The sequence below is a fragment of the Rhodococcus sp. Leaf247 genome (assembly GCF_001426185.1).
Lineage (GTDB): Bacteria > Actinomycetota > Actinomycetes > Mycobacteriales > Mycobacteriaceae > Rhodococcoides.
This window is the reverse complement of the sequence record NZ_LMRP01000002.1, coordinates 556,883-573,214: the sequence shown is the minus strand read 5'-3', so window position 1 is coordinate 573,214 and position 16,332 is coordinate 556,883. Positions and strand designations below refer to the sequence as shown.

The window sequence follows — 16,332 nt, the reverse complement described above, 5'->3', positions numbered from 1 at the left end:
GGAGCAAATGGAGGCACCGGGCGTCGGAGTGATCGTCGGCCGGAGGACTGTCCGTCGGTGGGTCCCGGCCCGTGGTCCGTCCGGGTCGACTGCGCTCTCCGCGCGGCCGCGGTTGCCATATCCGCCGCGTTGGGGTACTTTTGGACGTTGCGCTGGGTGCCTCCTGTCCACTTCCAGACTTTGCCTGAATCGACACGTGTGTCGATCTCTGCTGAGCGAGGACTTCGTACGGGTCGTGACCAGCGAAGTTCCCACACACAAAAGCAGATTAGCGACGGTCGCGCATCACGGTATGCGGCCCGCGTGAGGTGCTGGAAGGACGCATCTTGGCAGTCTCCACCCAGTCCAAGGAAAACGCCGGAACTCCCGGAGCCCCGAAGAGGGTGTCGTTCGCGAAGATTCGCGAACCCCTCGAAGTACCGGGGTTGCTCGATCTTCAAACCGATTCGTTCGAATGGCTCGTCGGTACGCCCGAATGGCGCGCACGTGCGGAAGCACGTGGCGACAACGCGCGCAGTGGTGGTCTCGAGGACATCCTGACGGAACTTTCTCCCATCGAGGACTTCTCCGGTTCGATGTCGCTGTCCTTCTCCGACCCACGCTTCGACGAGGTCAAGGCCTCGATCGACGAGTGCAAAGACAAGGACATGACCTACGCGGCGCCGCTGTTCGTCACCGCGGAGTTCATCAACAACAACACCGGTGAGATCAAGAGCCAGACCGTCTTCATGGGTGATTTCCCCATGATGACGGGCAAGGGCACGTTCATCATCAACGGCACCGAGCGCGTCGTCGTCTCGCAGCTCGTGCGCTCCCCGGGTGTCTACTTCGACCACGCTGTCGACAAGACCACCGAGAAGGACCTGCACAGCGTCAAGGTCATCCCCGGCCGCGGCGCATGGCTCGAGTTCGACGTCGACAAGCGCGACACCGTCGGTGTCCGCATCGACCGCAAGCGTCGTCAGCCCGTCACCGTGCTCCTCAAGGCACTCGGCTGGACCACCGAGCAGATCACCGAGCGCTTCGGCTTCTCGGAGATCCTCATGGCCACGCTGGAGAAGGACAACACGGCCGGCACCGACGAGGCGCTGCTCGACATCTACCGCAAGCTCCGTCCGGGCGAGCCGCCCACGAAGGAGAGCGCGCAGACCCTGCTGGAGAACCTGTTCTTCAAGGAGAAGCGCTACGACCTCGCACGCGTCGGTCGTTACAAGATCAACAAGAAGCTGGGCCTGAACTCGGGTCTGCCCATCGAGGCGTCGACGCTGACCGAAGAGGACATCGTCGCCACCATCGAGTACCTCGTGCGTCTGCACGCGGGCGAGAAGTCGATGACGGCACCCGACGGCGTCGAGGTTCCCGTGGAGGTCGACGACATCGACCACTTCGGCAACCGTCGTCTCCGCACGGTCGGCGAGCTGATCCAGAACCAGATCCGCGTGGGCCTGTCCCGCATGGAGCGTGTGGTCCGTGAGCGGATGACCACCCAGGACGTCGAGGCCATCACGCCGCAGACCCTGATCAACATCCGTCCCGTGGTCGCTGCCATCAAGGAGTTCTTCGGGACCTCGCAGCTGTCGCAGTTCATGGACCAGAACAACCCGCTGTCGGGTCTGACCCACAAGCGTCGTCTCTCCGCGCTGGGCCCCGGTGGCCTCTCGCGTGAGCGCGCCGGCCTCGAGGTCCGCGACGTCCACCCGTCGCACTACGGCCGCATGTGCCCCATCGAGACTCCGGAAGGCCCGAACATCGGCCTGATCGGTTCGCTCTCGGTGTACGCCCGTGTGAACCCGTTCGGCTTCATCGAGACGCCGTACCGCAAGGTCGTCGAAGGACAGGTCACCGACGATGTCGACTACCTGACCGCCGACGAGGAGGACCGCCACGTCGTGGCGCAGGCCAACTCGTCCATCGACACCTCGGGTCGCTTCGTCGACGAGAAGATCCTCGTCCGTCGTAAGGGCGGAGAGGTCGAGTTCGTCTCGTCCCTCGACGTCGACTACATGGACGTCTCGCCTCGTCAGATGGTCTCCGTGGCCACCGCGATGATCCCGTTCCTCGAGCACGACGACGCCAACCGTGCCCTGATGGGCGCGAACATGCAGCGTCAGGCCGTTCCTCTCGTGCGCAGCGAAGCTCCGCTCGTCGGAACCGGCATGGAACTGCGTGCGGCTGTCGATGCCGGCGACGTCATCGTCAACGAGAAGTCCGGTGTCATCGAGGAGGTGTCCGCCGACTACGTCACCGTGATGGCGGACGACGGCACTCGCAACACGTACCGGATGCGGAAGTTCGCCCGCTCCAACCAGGGCACCTGCGCGAACCAGCGTCCGATCGTGGACGAGGGAGCTCGCGTCGAGGCCGGCCAGGTTCTGGCCGACGGTCCCTGCACCGAGAACGGCGAGATGGCGTTGGGCAAGAACTTGCTCGTCGCGATCATGCCGTGGGAGGGCCACAACTACGAGGACGCGATCATCCTGTCGCAGCGCCTCGTGGAAGAGGACGTCCTGACCTCGATCCACATCGAGGAGCACGAGATCGATGCCCGCGACACCAAGCTCGGTGCCGAGGAGATCACTCGTGACATCCCGAACGTCTCGGACGAGGTCCTCGCAGACCTCGACGAGCGCGGCATCATCCGTATCGGTGCCGAGGTTCGTGACGGCGACGTCCTGGTCGGAAAGGTCACGCCCAAGGGCGAGACCGAGCTGACCCCGGAGGAGCGCCTGCTGCGCGCCATCTTCGGCGAGAAGGCCCGCGAGGTCCGCGACACGTCTCTGAAGGTTCCGCACGGCGAGAACGGAAAGGTCATCGGCATCCGCGTGTTCTCACGCGAGGACGACGACGATCTGCCTCCCGGTGTGAACGAGCTGGTCCGCGTCTACGTGGCCCAGAAGCGCAAGATCCAGGACGGCGACAAGCTCGCCGGCCGCCACGGCAACAAGGGCGTCATCGGCAAGATCCTCCCGCAGGAGGACATGCCGTTCCTGTCCGACGGCACCCCGATCGACATCATCCTGAACACGCACGGCGTCCCGCGTCGTATGAACATCGGTCAGATCCTCGAGACACACCTCGGTTGGATCGGTAAGACCGGATGGAACATTCAGGTTGCTACCGACGGAGTCCGTCCCGACTGGGCCGCGACCCTGCCCGAGGAGATGTTGGCCGCCGAGGCGGACACCAACATCGCCACCCCGGTGTTCGACGGTGCGAAGGAGGACGAGCTCACCGGCCTGCTGGCGAGCACGATCCCGAACCGTGACGGCGAGCGCATGGTCGGCGCCGACGGAAAGGCCACGTTGTTCGACGGCCGTTCCGGAGAGCCGTTCCCGTACCCGGTGTCCGTGGGCTACATGTACATCATCAAGCTGCACCACCTCGTCGACGACAAGATCCACGCTCGTTCGACAGGCCCGTACTCGATGATCACGCAGCAGCCCCTCGGTGGTAAGGCGCAGTTCGGTGGACAGCGCTTCGGCGAGATGGAGTGCTGGGCCATGCAGGCCTACGGCGCTGCCTACACGCTGCAGGAGCTCCTCACCATCAAGTCCGACGACGTGGTCGGCCGCGTGAAGGTCTACGAGGCCATCGTCAAGGGTGAGAACATCCCGGAACCCGGTATCCCCGAGTCCTTCAAGGTGCTCCTCAAGGAGCTCCAGTCGCTGTGCCTCAACGTGGAGGTGCTGTCCTCGGACGGCGCAGCCATCACGATGGCGGACGGCGACGACGAGGATCTCGAGCGTGCCGCGGCCAACCTGGGAATCAACCTCTCCCGCAACGAGTCCGCGACCGTCGACGATCTCGCGCAGTAATCGGTGACAGGCCGGCGCGAGGGGACTCGCGCCGGCCCACCCCCGATCACTCGTAGCAGCAGAAAACTATCCCTGAGAAGGGGAAAGGAAGTACGACGTGCTGGACGTCAACTTCTTCGATGAACTCCGCATCGGTCTCGCGACCGCGGACGACATCCGCAATTGGTCCTACGGCGAGGTCAAGAAGCCGGAGACCATCAACTACCGCACGCTCAAGCCCGAGAAGGACGGCCTGTTCTGCGAGAAGATCTTCGGACCTACTCGCGACTGGGAGTGCTACTGCGGCAAGTACAAGCGCGTGCGCTTCAAGGGCATCATCTGTGAGCGCTGCGGCGTCGAGGTCACTCGCGCCAAGGTGCGTCGTGAGCGCATGGGCCACATCGAGCTGGCCGCACCGGTCACGCACATCTGGTACTTCAAGGGTGTTCCGTCGCGCCTCGGCTACCTGCTGGACCTGGCGCCGAAGGATCTCGAGAAGATCATCTACTTCGCCGCCTACGTCATCACGTCGGTCGACGAGGAACTGCGCCACAACGAGCTCTCCACTCTCGAAGCCGAGATGGAGGTCGAGAAGAAGGCTGTCGCCGATCAGCGTGACGCCGACCTCGAGGCCCGCGCCCAGAAGCTCGAGGCGGACATCGCCGAGCTCGAGGCCGAGGGTGCCAAGTCCGACGTGCGTCGCAAGGTCAAGGACGGCGGCGAGCGCGAGATGCGTCAGCTCCGTGACCGTGCGCAGCGTGAGCTGGATCGTCTCGAGGAGATCTGGACCACCTTCACCAAGCTGGCGAAGAAGCAGCTCATCATCGACGAGCTCATCTACCGCGAGCTGATCGACCGCTACGGCGAGTACTTCACGGGTGCGATGGGCGCGGAGTCCATCCAGAAGCTCATGGAGACCTTCGACATCGCGGCCGAGGCCGAGAGCCTGCGCGAGACGATCCGCAGTGGCAAGGGCCAGAAGAAGCTTCGCGCACTGAAGCGTCTCAAGGTCGTCGCCGCGTTCCAGTCCACGGGCAACTCTCCCATGGGCATGGTCCTCGACGCCGTGCCGGTGATCCCGCCGGAGCTGCGTCCGATGGTGCAGCTCGACGGTGGACGTTTCGCGACGTCCGACCTCAACGATCTGTACCGCCGGGTCATCAACCGCAACAATCGCCTCAAGCGACTGATCGACCTCGGTGCTCCCGAGATCATCGTCAACAACGAGAAGCGGATGCTGCAGGAGTCGGTCGACGCCCTGTTCGACAACGGCCGTCGTGGACGTCCGGTGACCGGACCGGGTAACCGCCCGCTCAAGTCACTGTCCGATCTGCTCAAGGGCAAGCAGGGTCGTTTCCGTCAGAACCTGCTGGGCAAGCGCGTCGACTACTCGGGCCGTTCGGTCATCGTCGTCGGCCCGCAGCTCAAGCTGCACCAGTGCGGTCTGCCGAAGCTCATGGCACTCGAGCTGTTCAAGCCGTTCGTGATGAAGCGTCTGGTCGATCTGAACCACGCGCAGAACATCAAGTCGGCCAAGCGCATGGTCGAGCGTCAGCGTGCACAGGTGTGGGACGTCCTCGAAGAGGTCATCGCCGAGCACCCCGTGCTGCTGAACCGCGCACCGACCCTGCACCGTCTGGGCATCCAGGCATTCGAGCCGCAGCTGGTCGAGGGCAAGGCCATCCAGCTGCACCCCCTCGTGTGCGAGGCGTTCAACGCCGACTTCGACGGTGACCAGATGGCAGTGCACCTGCCGCTGTCCGCCGAGGCGCAGGCCGAGGCACGCGTGCTGATGCTGTCGTCGAACAACATCCTCTCGCCGGCATCGGGTCGACCGCTGGCCATGCCGCGTCTGGACATGGTCACGGGTCTGTTCCACCTGACGCGTCTCGACGACAAGGCACTGGGCGAGTTCCAGGCCTCGACGTCCGATTCGGCAGAGCTGGGCATCTACGCCAGCCCCGCCGAGGCACAGATGGCCGTCGATCGTGGCGTCCTGACCGTGCAGTCGCAGATCAAGGTGCGTCTGACGCATCAGCGTCCGAGTCGCGAGATCGAGTCGGAGCTGTTCCCCGACGGGTGGACCCCGGGCGATGCCTGGACCGCCGAGACGACGCTGGGCCGCGTGCTCTTCAACGAGCTGCTCCCGACGAACTACCCGTTCGTCAACGAGCAGATGCCGAAGAAGCGCCAGGCGACGATCATCAACGATCTCGCCGAGCGGTACCCGATGATCGTGGTCGCGCAGACCGTCGACAAGCTCAAGGACGCCGGCTTCTACTGGGCCACGCGTTCGGGTGTCACCATCTCCATCTCCGACGTCCTCGTGCCGCCGGAGAAGCCTCAGATCCTCGAGGAGTTCGAGGCTCAGGCCGATCGTCTGGAGAAGCAGTACCAGCGTGGCGCTCTCGACCGGACCGAGCGCAACTCGGCCCTGGTCAAGATCTGGCAGGAAGCGACCGAGCAGGTCGGTAAGGCCATGGAGGCCCACTTCCCCGACGACAACCCCATCCCGATGATCGTGAAGTCCGGCGCCGCCGGAAACATGACTCAGGTGCGGTCGCTCGCCGGCATGAAGGGTCTGGTGACCAACCCGAAGGGTGAGTTCATCCCGCGCCCGATCAAGTCCTCCTTCAAGGAGGGCCTGACGGTCCTGGAGTACTTCATCAACACGCACGGTGCTCGTAAGGGTCTGGCCGACACGGCGCTTCGTACCGCCGACTCGGGCTACCTGACGCGTCGTCTGGTCGACGTCTCGCAGGACGTCATCGTTCGGGAAACCGACTGTGGCACCGAGCGCGGCATCACCACCACGATCGCCGAGCGCCTGGCGGACGGTTCCATGATCCGCGACGCGCACGTCGAGACCTCGACGTACGCCCGCACCCTGGCCGCCGACGCGGTCGACGCCGACGGCAACGTCATCGTCGAGCGTGGACACGACCTGGGCGACCCGGCCATCGACGCACTGCTCGCAGCGGGCATCACGTCGGTCAAGGTTCGATCGGTGCTCACCTGCACCACCGGAACCGGCGTCTGCGCCACCTGCTACGGCCGTTCCATGGCCACCGGCAAGCTCGTCGACATCGGCGAGGCCGTCGGTATCGTTGCGGCACAGTCGATCGGTGAGCCCGGCACGCAGCTCACGATGCGTACCTTCCACCAGGGTGGTGTCGCCGGCGACGACATCACCGGTGGTCTGCCCCGAGTGCAGGAGCTCTTCGAAGCTCGTGTGCCCAAGGGCAAGGCGCCCATCGCGGACGTCTCGGGTCGCATCCAGCTCGAGGACGGTGACCGTTTCTACAAGATCACCATCGTCCCGGACGACGGCGGCGAAGAAGTCGTCTACGACAAGCTCTCCAAGCGTCAGCGTCTGCGTGTCTTCAAGCACGACGACGGCACGGAGCGTCTGTTGTCGGACGGTGACCACGTCGAGGTCGGTCAGCAGCTCATGGAAGGTGCGGCCGATCCGCACGAGGTCCTGCGAGTCATGGGCCCGCGCCAGGTGCAGATCCACCTCGTCAACGAGGTCCAGGAGGTGTACCGCAGCCAGGGTGTGTCCATCCACGACAAGCACATCGAGACGATCGTTCGTCAGATGCTCCGCCGCGTGACCATCATCGATTCGGGCTCCACGGAGTTCCTGCCCGGATCGCTGACCGAGCGCAGTGAGTTCGAGTCGAGCAACCGTCGCGTCGTGTCCGAGGGTGGCGAGCCCGCGGCCGGACGTCCGGTGCTGATGGGTATCACCAAGGCATCGCTGGCGACCGACTCGTGGCTGTCCGCGGCGTCGTTCCAGGAGACCACCCGAGTGCTGACCGATGCGGCGATCAACTGCCGCTCGGACAAGCTCATCGGTCTCAAGGAGAACGTGATCATCGGAAAGCTGATCCCCGCCGGCACCGGCATCAACCGGTACCGGAACATCACGGTTCAGCCCACCGAGGAAGCACGTGCCGCGGCCTACGCGGTGCCGTCGTACGACGATCAGTACTACAGCGCGGACGGCTTCGGCCAGAACACCGGTGCTGCAGTGCCGCTCGACGACTACGGTTTCTCCGGCGACTACCGCTAGAGACGAGCAACATCGAGCCCCATCCCGCTTCGGCGGGGTGGGGCTCGTGTCGTTTCTCAGCTGCTCGGTCTGGCGCACCGCGGATCTTCTGGTGCACCCCCCATCGCGGGTGCAGGTGATGAACCGGAGTGCGGATGGTGTCGCCGGGCGAACAACACTCGCGCGATGAGTTTCAGCCCTGGCTCGGGTCTACTGAGCCATGACCGAGACTCCCAGCACCATCACGAACATCGGCGTGGCCATGTTCACCGTTGCCGACCAGGACAAGGCCCTCGACTTCTACACGCGTGTACTCGGATTCGAGGTGCGCGGAGATACGCGCTTCGGTCCGAACCAGGAGTACCGCTGGCTCGAGGTGGCGCCACCGGGGTCCACAGCGCGCCTGGCGCTGAACCCGCCGATGTACGACCAGCCGGGCGGCTCGTCCATCGGTGTGGAGACGTCGGACGTCCGGGCCGAACACGCACGCCTGAGTGCCTTCGACGGGTTCGAGATGGAACCACTGGGTGGCGACGACGATCCGAACGTGCCGCCGATGTTCATGCTGAAGGATCCCGACGGCAACGTCATCACCGTCGTGCAGGCGTGATCCGTTCCCTCCCGGCTCAGCGCAGAGCGAGGGTCGGGAGGGACAAGCTCACCATCATCAGCGCGAACAGCAGCCAGGCGGCGCCCTGCCAGACGGGCCACGTCCCGCCGTGGCGGTAGGAGCGGTAGCCGATCCACAGTGCGCCGATCCCGCCGAGCAGACAGACACCGGGGACGAGCGCAGCGATCACGACGCTGGAGGCGCCCGCTGCGAGGAACACGGCCACCGCGACGGCAGCGATGCCGATCACTGCCCCGTCGTACGTGGCCGCGTGCTGGATCGCGCGCGGATCGCGCCACCGCTTCTCGACGTCGCGTCTGCCCATCTCTCGCTTGTCGTCCATGTCGTCTGCGTACCCGATTCGGGTGGCTTCAGCGCGAGTCCTCGCGCGCGTCGCCTCCGATCCACACGGAGTTTTCATTCGAGAGGCACCGTTCGGTTCATGAGCCGTCGTGATCTCGTCATCGGTGCCGATCGTTCTCTGCGAGCCGGTACCACGCGTCGTTCGTTCCTCACGTGGACCGCACTGGTCGGTGCGCTCGCGATGACTCCGGAACTGTCGAGCGCGACGGCGCACGCGCAGCCGCAACGCGGTACCCCGGCCGATACCCGTTCCGCCTCGGCGTCGCGTCGGGGGATCCGCTGCCGGACTCGGTGGTTCTGTGGACTCGTCTCGCGGTCGATCCCCTCGCTCCGGTCGGCGGTATGCGGCCGGGTGTGGTGCCGGTGCGGTGGGAGATCGCCGAGGACGAACGGTTCGGGCGGACGGTGAGCCAGGGCATCGAACTGGCATCCGACGCGGACGGCTGGTCGGTGCACGTGGACGTGCGAGGTCTGGCTCCGGCGCGAGAGTACTTCTACCGTTTCATGGTCGGTCCGCACGTGAGCACCGTCGGACGGACGAGAACGGCGCCCGCACCGGGATCACCCCTGGCGTCACTGTCGTTCGCGTGGGCGTCGTGCCAGAAGTGGGAGGACGGGTTCTACGGCGCCTACGCCGACCTCGCGGCGAGTGACCCGGACGTCGTGTTCTTCCTCGGCGACTACATCTACGAGTATGCGATCCCCGGCACGGGCGCCCGCGCATCGCTGCCACGGCCCGAGTCCGCGGGACGAGAAACGTTGGTACTGAACGACTATCGCGATCGATACGCACTGTACAAGTCCGATCCCGACCTGGCGTCGGCGCACGCGGCGGCGCCGTGGATCACCACCTTCGACGATCACGAAGTGGATAACAACTGGGCCGGGGCGATCGGCCAGGATGCCGGCACCGCCGCTCCCGGCGACCCTGCGGGTGATCCGAGGTTGTTCCTCCTGCGCCGCGCCGATGCGTTCAAGGCGTGGTGGGAGAACACTCCTGTGCGGATGGCCCAGCGACCGACGGGACCGGATCTGACGGCGTACCGCCGCTTCAGTTTCGGTGACCTGGTGGACTTCTCGGTGCTCGACACCCGGCAGTACCGCAGCGATCAGGCCAACGGCGACGGCGAACACGCGCAGAACGCGGAGACCGCAGACCCGAGTCGCACCATCACCGGAGCGGCGCAGGAGAAGTGGATCCTCGACGGCTTCGGGTCCGGCGCCACGTGGAAGTTCCTCGCACACCAGACGGTGATCTCCGACCTCGCCCGCATCAGCGACGGCGAGCGGAAGGTCGGGATGGACCCGTGGAGTGGGTACGAGGCGTCACGGCACCGCATCCTCGACGGCGCCCGCGACCGGGGCATCACCCTCGCGTCCATCGTGGGCGACATCCACCGCACCATCGTGTCGGAACTGCGCCGCGACTATCAGGACGACTCCGCCCCGGTGGTGGGCGTCGAGATCGCGTCGACCTCCATCGCCTCGGGCAAGGACGGTGCCGACGTCGACGCGGCCGGTGCGGACATCGCGGCCGCGTCACCTCACGTCAAGTTCGGCAATGCCCGACGCGGCTACCTGCGTGCGACGCTGACGCCGACGGAGTGGCGGTCCGAGGTCCGGGTCCTGGACGCGATCTCGGTTCCCGGCGCGCCGGTCCGCACGGCAGCGACCGTGACGGTGCCGGAGGGTCGGCCGGAGATCGGCCTGGCCTAGATGACGACCGGGTACGCCTAGCCTCCGGCGGCGATGACGGCCGCGATGTTGCGCTCGGCGAGCGCGGTGATGGTGAGAGACGGGTTGGCGGCGCCCGTGCTGCCGGGAACGAGAGCTCCGTCCATGACGTACAGGCCGGGGTACCCCTTCACTCGTCCGTACGCATCGGTGACGTCGCCCAGGACCGCACCGCCGAGGGGGTGCGCGGTGAAGGTGTCGTCGACGTCGCGAGTGAACGGCTCGGCGGAGACGACGGTGCGGCCGGCCTGTGCCATCCGGTTCTGCACCGCGCGCAGTGCCTCCACGGTGTCGCGGCTGCCGCCCTTGGGCCAGGTCAAGCTCATCCCGTCGGTGGCACGGTCGTAGCGGAAATCGGCCCGCAGCGGGTCGATGGTCATACCGAGCGATCCGAGGAAACCCATCTCGGTGGGAACGCCCGGGACGTACCAGTTCTCGACGCTGAGAGGCAGGCCCGTGTCGTCGACGATGCGCGAGGCGCACGGCGCTCCCTGCGGTCCGCCGCCGATGGGGCCGAGCGAGCGGGTCATGAAGGCGTCACCGTTGGTGCCCCATCCGCGTCCGACGAACTCGTTGAGCTCGGGAAGCGCGCCGGTGGCCTGTGCGCGGACCAGCAGTTCGGTGGTTCCGATGGAGCCGGCGCCGAGAATCAGTGAGTCGCAGGTCAGCGTGCGCGTCTCGAGTGCGTTGCCCTCGGGATCGAGGCGCCGCACCTCCACGCGGTAGCGGCCACCGCTCTCGGTACCGATGGCGACGACCTCGTGGCTGTGACACACCACGGCGTTGCCCGTGGCCTCGGCCTGCGGGATGTAGTTCTGCGTCAGGTCGTGCTTCGCGCCGTTGGAATTGCCGAACGTGCTGCAGCCGACGGTGGCGGAGGGCCGGGACCGACCCGACATCTCGTCACGCAGCACGTTCCAGTTCCAGCCTCCGTCGACGCGCTGCGGGTCGAAACCGGCGCGGCGGGCGTGGTCGTCCCACGTCCTCGAGTGGGCGAACCCGGGGGAGGCGTAGATGTCGTCGGGCATGGTCGACGGCCGGAGCACCGAGCGAGCCTTCGGGTACCACTGCAACGCCATCTCGTCGTAGTCCACGCGGCCACCGAAGGAGAGGTCGAAGAAGCGTTTGTCCGGGGCGATGCTCACACCGGTGTAGACGACGGAACCGCCGCCCACCGCGGCTGCGCGCCACACCGACAGGTTCTCGTACCGGGTGGTGTCGAGGACGCCGTTGAACCAGTCGACGGGCCCGACAGGCATGCCGGTGAGGTTGGTGAACGAGCGCTGATGCCACAGGCCGCGCCCGTCGGCCGTCATGTCGGCGGTGAAGATGTCGCGGAACGGATCGCGCGGCCAGCGGAGTCCTCGTTCGAGCACGGTGACCGACGTACCGGCCTGCGCGAGCCGCAACGCCGCGGCGCTGGCTCCGAAGCCCGATCCGATGACGAGGGCGGGTGAGTGGTCCGGTGGACGCGGAGGGTCGGCGAACAGTTCGGGCAGGAGGTTCCGGATCGAGGGGACGCCGAGCGGGAGTGCGGACGCCGTCGACCGGGTGATCGCGGGCGGGACCGCGAGGCCCACCATTCCTGCTGCGGCCAGTTGCAGCAGTTGCCTGCGCTTCACGTTCAACACCCACCATCGATCGAGAACAGTCGAATGGTCAGTGTCCCGTGAATGGTGCCCGTGATGGAACCACTCGACCGGATTGTATGACTGTTACCAATCTCCGTGCTTGTTTCTCGGGAGTCAACGGAGCGGAACAGGGTGAAGCCCGCGGCGGTTGTGCAGAGTATGCGTCTGTCCCTTCTCGATCGCTCCCGTACCCGCACCGATCGGTCTGCCGCCACCGCGGTGTCGGACTCGATCGAGCGTGCACGATGGGCCGAGGCGGCGGGCTACGAGCGGTACTGGGTGGCCGAGCATCACGCCGTCCCCGGCATCGCGAGCGGCTCACCCGCGGTGCTTCTCGCCGCGATCGGCTCGGCGACGTCGCGGATCCGGCTGGGGTCGGGCGGCGTCATGCTGCCGAACCACTCGCCCATCGTCGTCGCGGAGCAGTTCGCGATGCTCGACGCGCTGTATCCCGGCCGGGTCGACCTCGGTGTCGGCCGGTCGCTGGGGTTCACGCCGCCGGTGCGCAAGGTGCTGCGGGCGGACACCGAGGACGCCGAGCGCTTCGCCGACGACCTCGCGGATCTGCAGGACTTCCTGCTCGGAACCGGTCCGGTGACCGTGCAGCCCGCGCCCGAGCGACTGATCCCGATCCACGTTCTCGCGACGGGTCACGGGCTCGCGATCGCCGCGCAGCGCGGGCTTCCCGTCGTGGTGGGCGGTCCGATGCTGTGGGGGGACCTGGCTCCGCTGGCGGAGTATCGACGCGAGTTCGTTCCCTCTGCCTTCGCGGCACAGCCGTCCGTGACGGTGTCGCTCGACGTGCTGGTCGCCGACACCGACGCCGAGGCCCGCGGGCTCGCCATGGCGGAGGCGGTGGCCATGGCGGACTCCCGCCGTACCGGGGAATTCCCCCCGTTGCGGGCGGTCACCGAGATGCCCGACGGTCTCACTCCGCGGGCTCGGGAGTCGGCTCAGCGCTCCCTCGACGGCAGCGTGCACGGCAGTCCGGCGACGGTGCGTAGCCGGCTCGAGGACCTCGTCGACCGCACCGGTGCCGACGAGATCCTGTCCTCGGCATCGACGTTCGACCGTGACGCTCTGCGTGCGTCCGACGAGGCGTTGGCCGCACTGCTGCGCTGACGGGTCAGACCTGCAGGTCCACCCACACCAATCTGTGATCGCTCGCCGACAACAACTCGGCGCCCGGCTCGCCCGGCGCGGGCCAGAAGACCCCCGATCCGGTGACCGTCAGATCGGTGCTCGGCAGGACGTAGTCCACCCGCAGATCACCCGGCACGGGATCGGCGAAGTCCGCCGTGTCGGTGCCGGCGGTCGGCGAGGTGGGCGTCGGGTCCTGCAGCGCCGGGCTGTCGAGGAGTTGCGCGATGGCGCCCGGGTAGGAGTCCCCGTCGACGGGATCGCTGTTCTGGTCCCCCAACACCACGAACGAGGAGCCGTTCGGCAGGCCGCCGGCCAGTCCGGTGTCGTCGACGAGGTAGTCGGCGCCAGCGACGTAGTCCGCGGTGAGCCGGATCTCGTCGTGATTGCGTCGGCCGTTGCGGTCCTCGGGCCCGTCGAAGGAGGGCGGCGTGGGGTGCGAGACGAGCAGGTGGATCACCCGCCCGTCGATGTCCACGGGCACGTCCCAGTGCGACTTGCTCGACAGGCGCAGCGCATCCGAGTTCGCGCCGTAGTACTCGCGCGGCAGCAGGTTGTCGGGCATGTCGGCCCAGCGGAAGGTCTGGAACGTGCGGACCGCGGCGGCGTCGAGCGGGAACTTGGAGAGGACGACCATGCCGTACTGGCCGGGGAACTGCCCGAAGCCCCAGGCGTCGTTCGGTCCGTCGGACCGCCCGTCGCCGTCGAGGTCGAGCCCGGACGGCTCGCCGGTGTTGACGGGCGCCGTGTATGCGAACGGGTAGTCGATCGGTGCGTCGCCGACGGCGAGGTAGTTGTCGCGGAAGAGGTCGACGGCGCCGTCGGAGTAGTCGAACTCGTTGAGCAGCAGCATGTCCGGGGCGTTGCGCTGAACGACGTCGGCCACCGACCGGATCTGCGGATCCGTTCCGGACCGCAGTGCGGCGACCAGATCGCCGGCGGCGGGGCGGTTCATGCTGGCGTTGTACGTCGCGACGCGGACGGTACGCGGGTCACCGGGCGGCTCGTCGGCGGCAGGCGCGCTGCAGGCGGTGATCGTCAGGACGGACGCGGCGAGAAGCACGCGGGTGAGTCGCATGGTGCGGGACGCTATCGCGCCGCCCTGACAGACGGGCGAACACGAGGGGGCGGGCAGGGGCGCGTCAGGCCACGCCGTCCAACACCCGCTGTGCGTCCGGCGACACGTACGGGTAGGCGCAGAGGGCGAGCACGCCTCCGATCAGCAGCAGGGGCAGCAGCGGAACCATGCCGGTGGTGAGGGAGCCGTACGCGTCGGACACCGCGCCGACGAGGAGCGGTCCGACGGCGCCGCCCACGGTCGCGGCGATCTGCAGCAGTCCGTAACCCAGTCCTCGGTCGCGCGGGGCGAGCACGTCGGCGACGCACGAGGTGAGTGTGGGGATCGCCCAGGCGGTGAAGAAGCCGAACACGGTGAGCAGCACGGTGAAGGGCAGCCAGCTCTCGGACGCGAGTGCGCCCGCCATGGCAGCGGTACCCAGCAGGATCCCCGAGCCGCCGACCAGGACTCGCCACTGCGACGGCGTCGCGATCGGAGTGCGTCGGGTGAGCAGGGAGCCCACGAGGGTGCCGCCGACGATGCCGACGAGCGTCAGTCCACCGCCCGCGGAGGCGGCGGCCGCCTCGCCCAGGCCGAAGCGACGTTGCAGCAGGCTGGGCACCCAGAACGTCAGGCCGCCGACCGCGAGACTCATGACGGTGAGCGCGCCGCCCGTGAACCACAGGGTGCGGATGGGCGCGACGCGGCGAAGTTGGACCGGCATCGGATCGGTGGTGGCCTCCGGCGCGGGCGTGTCCGCGCTGCCCGCGGCCAGTCTGTCGGCGTACCCCCGTTCGGGTTCCCGCACTCGCGACATCAGGACGGCGACCACCACACCGGGAATCGCCATGACGAGGAAGGCGCCGCGCCACCCGAGCCACTCGGCGAGTACGCCACCCAGCACGATCCCGGCGCCGCCGAGGTAGGCCGCGGTGCGCCACCAGCCGAAGGCCGTCGGGCGGGTCGCGGGCGGGTGGAAGTCGGCGAGCATGCTGGCGCTGGCCGGGTTGTCGATGGCCTCGGCGGCGGCCAGGCCCATGCGCACGAGGTAGAAGATCGCGAAGGTCGGTGCGAGGGCCGATCCGACGGTGGCCAGGGCCCACAGGAAGACGACGACGGTGATGATGCGTCCGCGGTCGTGGCGGTCGGCGAGGTAGGCGGCGGGCATCGCGAGCAGGCCCGCGGCGACGGCGGCCGCGGTGGGGATCGAGCCGGCGGCCGTGTCGCCGAAGCCGAACTCCGCCTGCAGCTGCGGCAGCACGGCGGCGACCAGGCTGAACTCGATGCGGTCCACGAGCGAGACCAGCACCAGCACGATCGCGGGTCCCCACCCGTACGGGAGTGTGAAGGAGTCGCGCCGCGCGCCGATCGTGCGCCACCGCGGTGCTCGCGTCGCCGCCGTACCGCGCTCGGTCCGATTCTCGGTCTCCGTCACTGCCGCCCCCGTCCGACCGGCATGCCTGCCGACTTCGGCGCAGCCTAATCCGGCGAATCGCCCGGGAGCGGCCCTCGAGAGAAGGTTGGGCGGACCCACCATCGGGCCCGCCCGGACCCTTGCTCAGCCCACAGGCAACTGCTGCACGGACCACCTGTTGCCGTCCGGGTCGGCGAAGTAGGTGAACAGACCCCACCCCTCGTCCTTCACGGGGGTGGCCTCGACTCCGGCTGCCAGCAACATCTCCCGCGCGGCCTCCGCGTCCTGCACGACGACGAGCATCCCCTCGACGGAGCCGGGGACGGCGGTCGTGATGTTCTTCCCGATCGCGATCGAGCATGCGGAGCCCGGTGGGGTCAGCTGCACGTAGCGCATGTCAGGGAACGGGCTCGCGTCGTGGTCGGCGTGGAAGCCGATGCCGGTGTAGAACGCTTTCGCCCTGTCGACGTCGGCGACGGGAAGCATGACGAGTTGGATCTCCATGGTCAGCGTTGCGGTCATGACTGCTCCTGGC

At 67.4% G+C, this 16,332-nt stretch carries 10 protein-coding genes; 5 read left to right on the top strand and 5 right to left on the bottom strand.

The window, feature by feature from the left end; genetic code table 11:
• Positions 1–308: 308 nt before the first annotated feature.
• The 3 genes from rpoB to ASG64_RS11910 all read left to right on the top strand — a co-directional run bounded on the left by rpoB (position 309) and on the right by ASG64_RS11910 (position 8,458).
• Positions 309–3,815, top strand: a complete 3,507-nt coding sequence (gene rpoB / locus ASG64_RS11920) for a DNA-directed RNA polymerase subunit beta (protein WP_042574035.1) — start codon at positions 309–311, stop codon at positions 3,813–3,815.
• Positions 3,816–3,912: 97 nt separating this feature from the next.
• Complete coding sequence (locus ASG64_RS11915; RefSeq protein WP_042574034.1) at positions 3,913–7,869, top strand: DNA-directed RNA polymerase subunit beta'; 3,957 nt, start codon at positions 3,913–3,915, stop codon at positions 7,867–7,869.
• A 199-nt stretch (positions 7,870–8,068) separates the two neighbouring features.
• Entirely contained in the window at positions 8,069–8,458 is a 390-nt protein-coding gene (locus ASG64_RS11910; protein ID WP_056073809.1) for a VOC family protein, read from the top strand.
• 16 nt (positions 8,459–8,474) lie between these two features.
• Here the strand turns inward: ASG64_RS11910 and ASG64_RS11905 are convergent, their stop codons facing one another.
• Positions 8,475–8,801: a hypothetical protein gene (locus tag ASG64_RS11905; protein ID WP_056073807.1), complete on the bottom strand. Its 327-nt coding sequence runs from the start codon at positions 8,799–8,801 to the stop codon at positions 8,475–8,477.
• A gap of 173 nt (positions 8,802–8,974) precedes the next feature.
• Here ASG64_RS11905 and ASG64_RS11900 point away from each other — a divergent pair, with 173 nt between their 5' ends.
• A complete protein-coding gene (locus tag ASG64_RS11900; RefSeq protein ID WP_327212897.1) occupies positions 8,975–10,537 on the top strand; it encodes an alkaline phosphatase D family protein in 1,563 nt (520 codons plus the stop codon).
• 17 nt (positions 10,538–10,554) lie between these two features.
• Here the strand turns inward: ASG64_RS11900 and ASG64_RS11895 are convergent, their stop codons facing one another.
• The gene (locus tag ASG64_RS11895; protein ID WP_200933482.1) at positions 10,555–12,138 is read right to left on the bottom strand and encodes a GMC oxidoreductase; all 1,584 of its coding nucleotides are present in this window, start codon (positions 12,136–12,138) and stop codon (positions 10,555–10,557) included.
• A gap of 207 nt (positions 12,139–12,345) precedes the next feature.
• Between ASG64_RS11895 and ASG64_RS11890 the strand changes: the two genes are divergently transcribed.
• Positions 12,346–13,308, top strand: coding sequence for an MsnO8 family LLM class oxidoreductase (locus ASG64_RS11890; protein WP_056074337.1), 963 nt, complete (start codon positions 12,346–12,348; stop codon positions 13,306–13,308).
• A 4-nt stretch (positions 13,309–13,312) separates the two neighbouring features.
• On the opposite strand, the gene ASG64_RS11885 is transcribed toward ASG64_RS11890, so the two are convergent.
• From ASG64_RS11885 to ASG64_RS11875, 3 genes are all read right to left on the bottom strand, one after another.
• Positions 13,313–14,404, bottom strand: coding sequence for an endonuclease/exonuclease/phosphatase family protein (locus ASG64_RS11885; RefSeq protein WP_056073805.1), 1,092 nt, complete (start codon positions 14,402–14,404; stop codon positions 13,313–13,315).
• Between the two features lie 64 nt (positions 14,405–14,468).
• Positions 14,469–15,818, bottom strand: coding sequence for an MFS transporter (locus ASG64_RS11880; RefSeq protein WP_056073803.1), 1,350 nt, complete (start codon positions 15,816–15,818; stop codon positions 14,469–14,471).
• A 123-nt stretch (positions 15,819–15,941) separates the two neighbouring features.
• Entirely contained in the window at positions 15,942–16,319 is a 378-nt protein-coding gene (locus tag ASG64_RS11875) for a VOC family protein (RefSeq protein WP_056073801.1), read from the bottom strand.
• Positions 16,320–16,332 lie beyond the last annotated feature (13 nt).

Coding starts and splice junctions, on each gene's coding strand:
- ASG64_RS11895 (WP_200933482.1), bottom strand. CDS start 12,138: ATGGTGGGCCTCGCGGTCCCGCCCGCGATCACCCGGTCGACGGCGTCC.
- ASG64_RS11890 (WP_056074337.1), top strand. CDS start 12,346: ATGCGTCTGTCCCTTCTCGATCGCTCCCGTACCCGCACCGATCGGTCT.
- ASG64_RS11910 (WP_056073809.1), top strand. CDS start 8,069: ATGACCGAGACTCCCAGCACCATCACGAACATCGGCGTGGCCATGTTC.
- ASG64_RS11905 (WP_056073807.1), bottom strand. CDS start 8,801: ATGGACGACAAGCGAGAGATGGGCAGACGCGACGTCGAGAAGCGGTGG.
- ASG64_RS11875 (WP_056073801.1), bottom strand. CDS start 16,319: ATGACCGCAACGCTGACCATGGAGATCCAACTCGTCATGCTTCCCGTC.
- ASG64_RS11885 (WP_056073805.1), bottom strand. CDS start 14,404: ATGCGACTCACCCGCGTGCTTCTCGCCGCGTCCGTCCTGACGATCACC.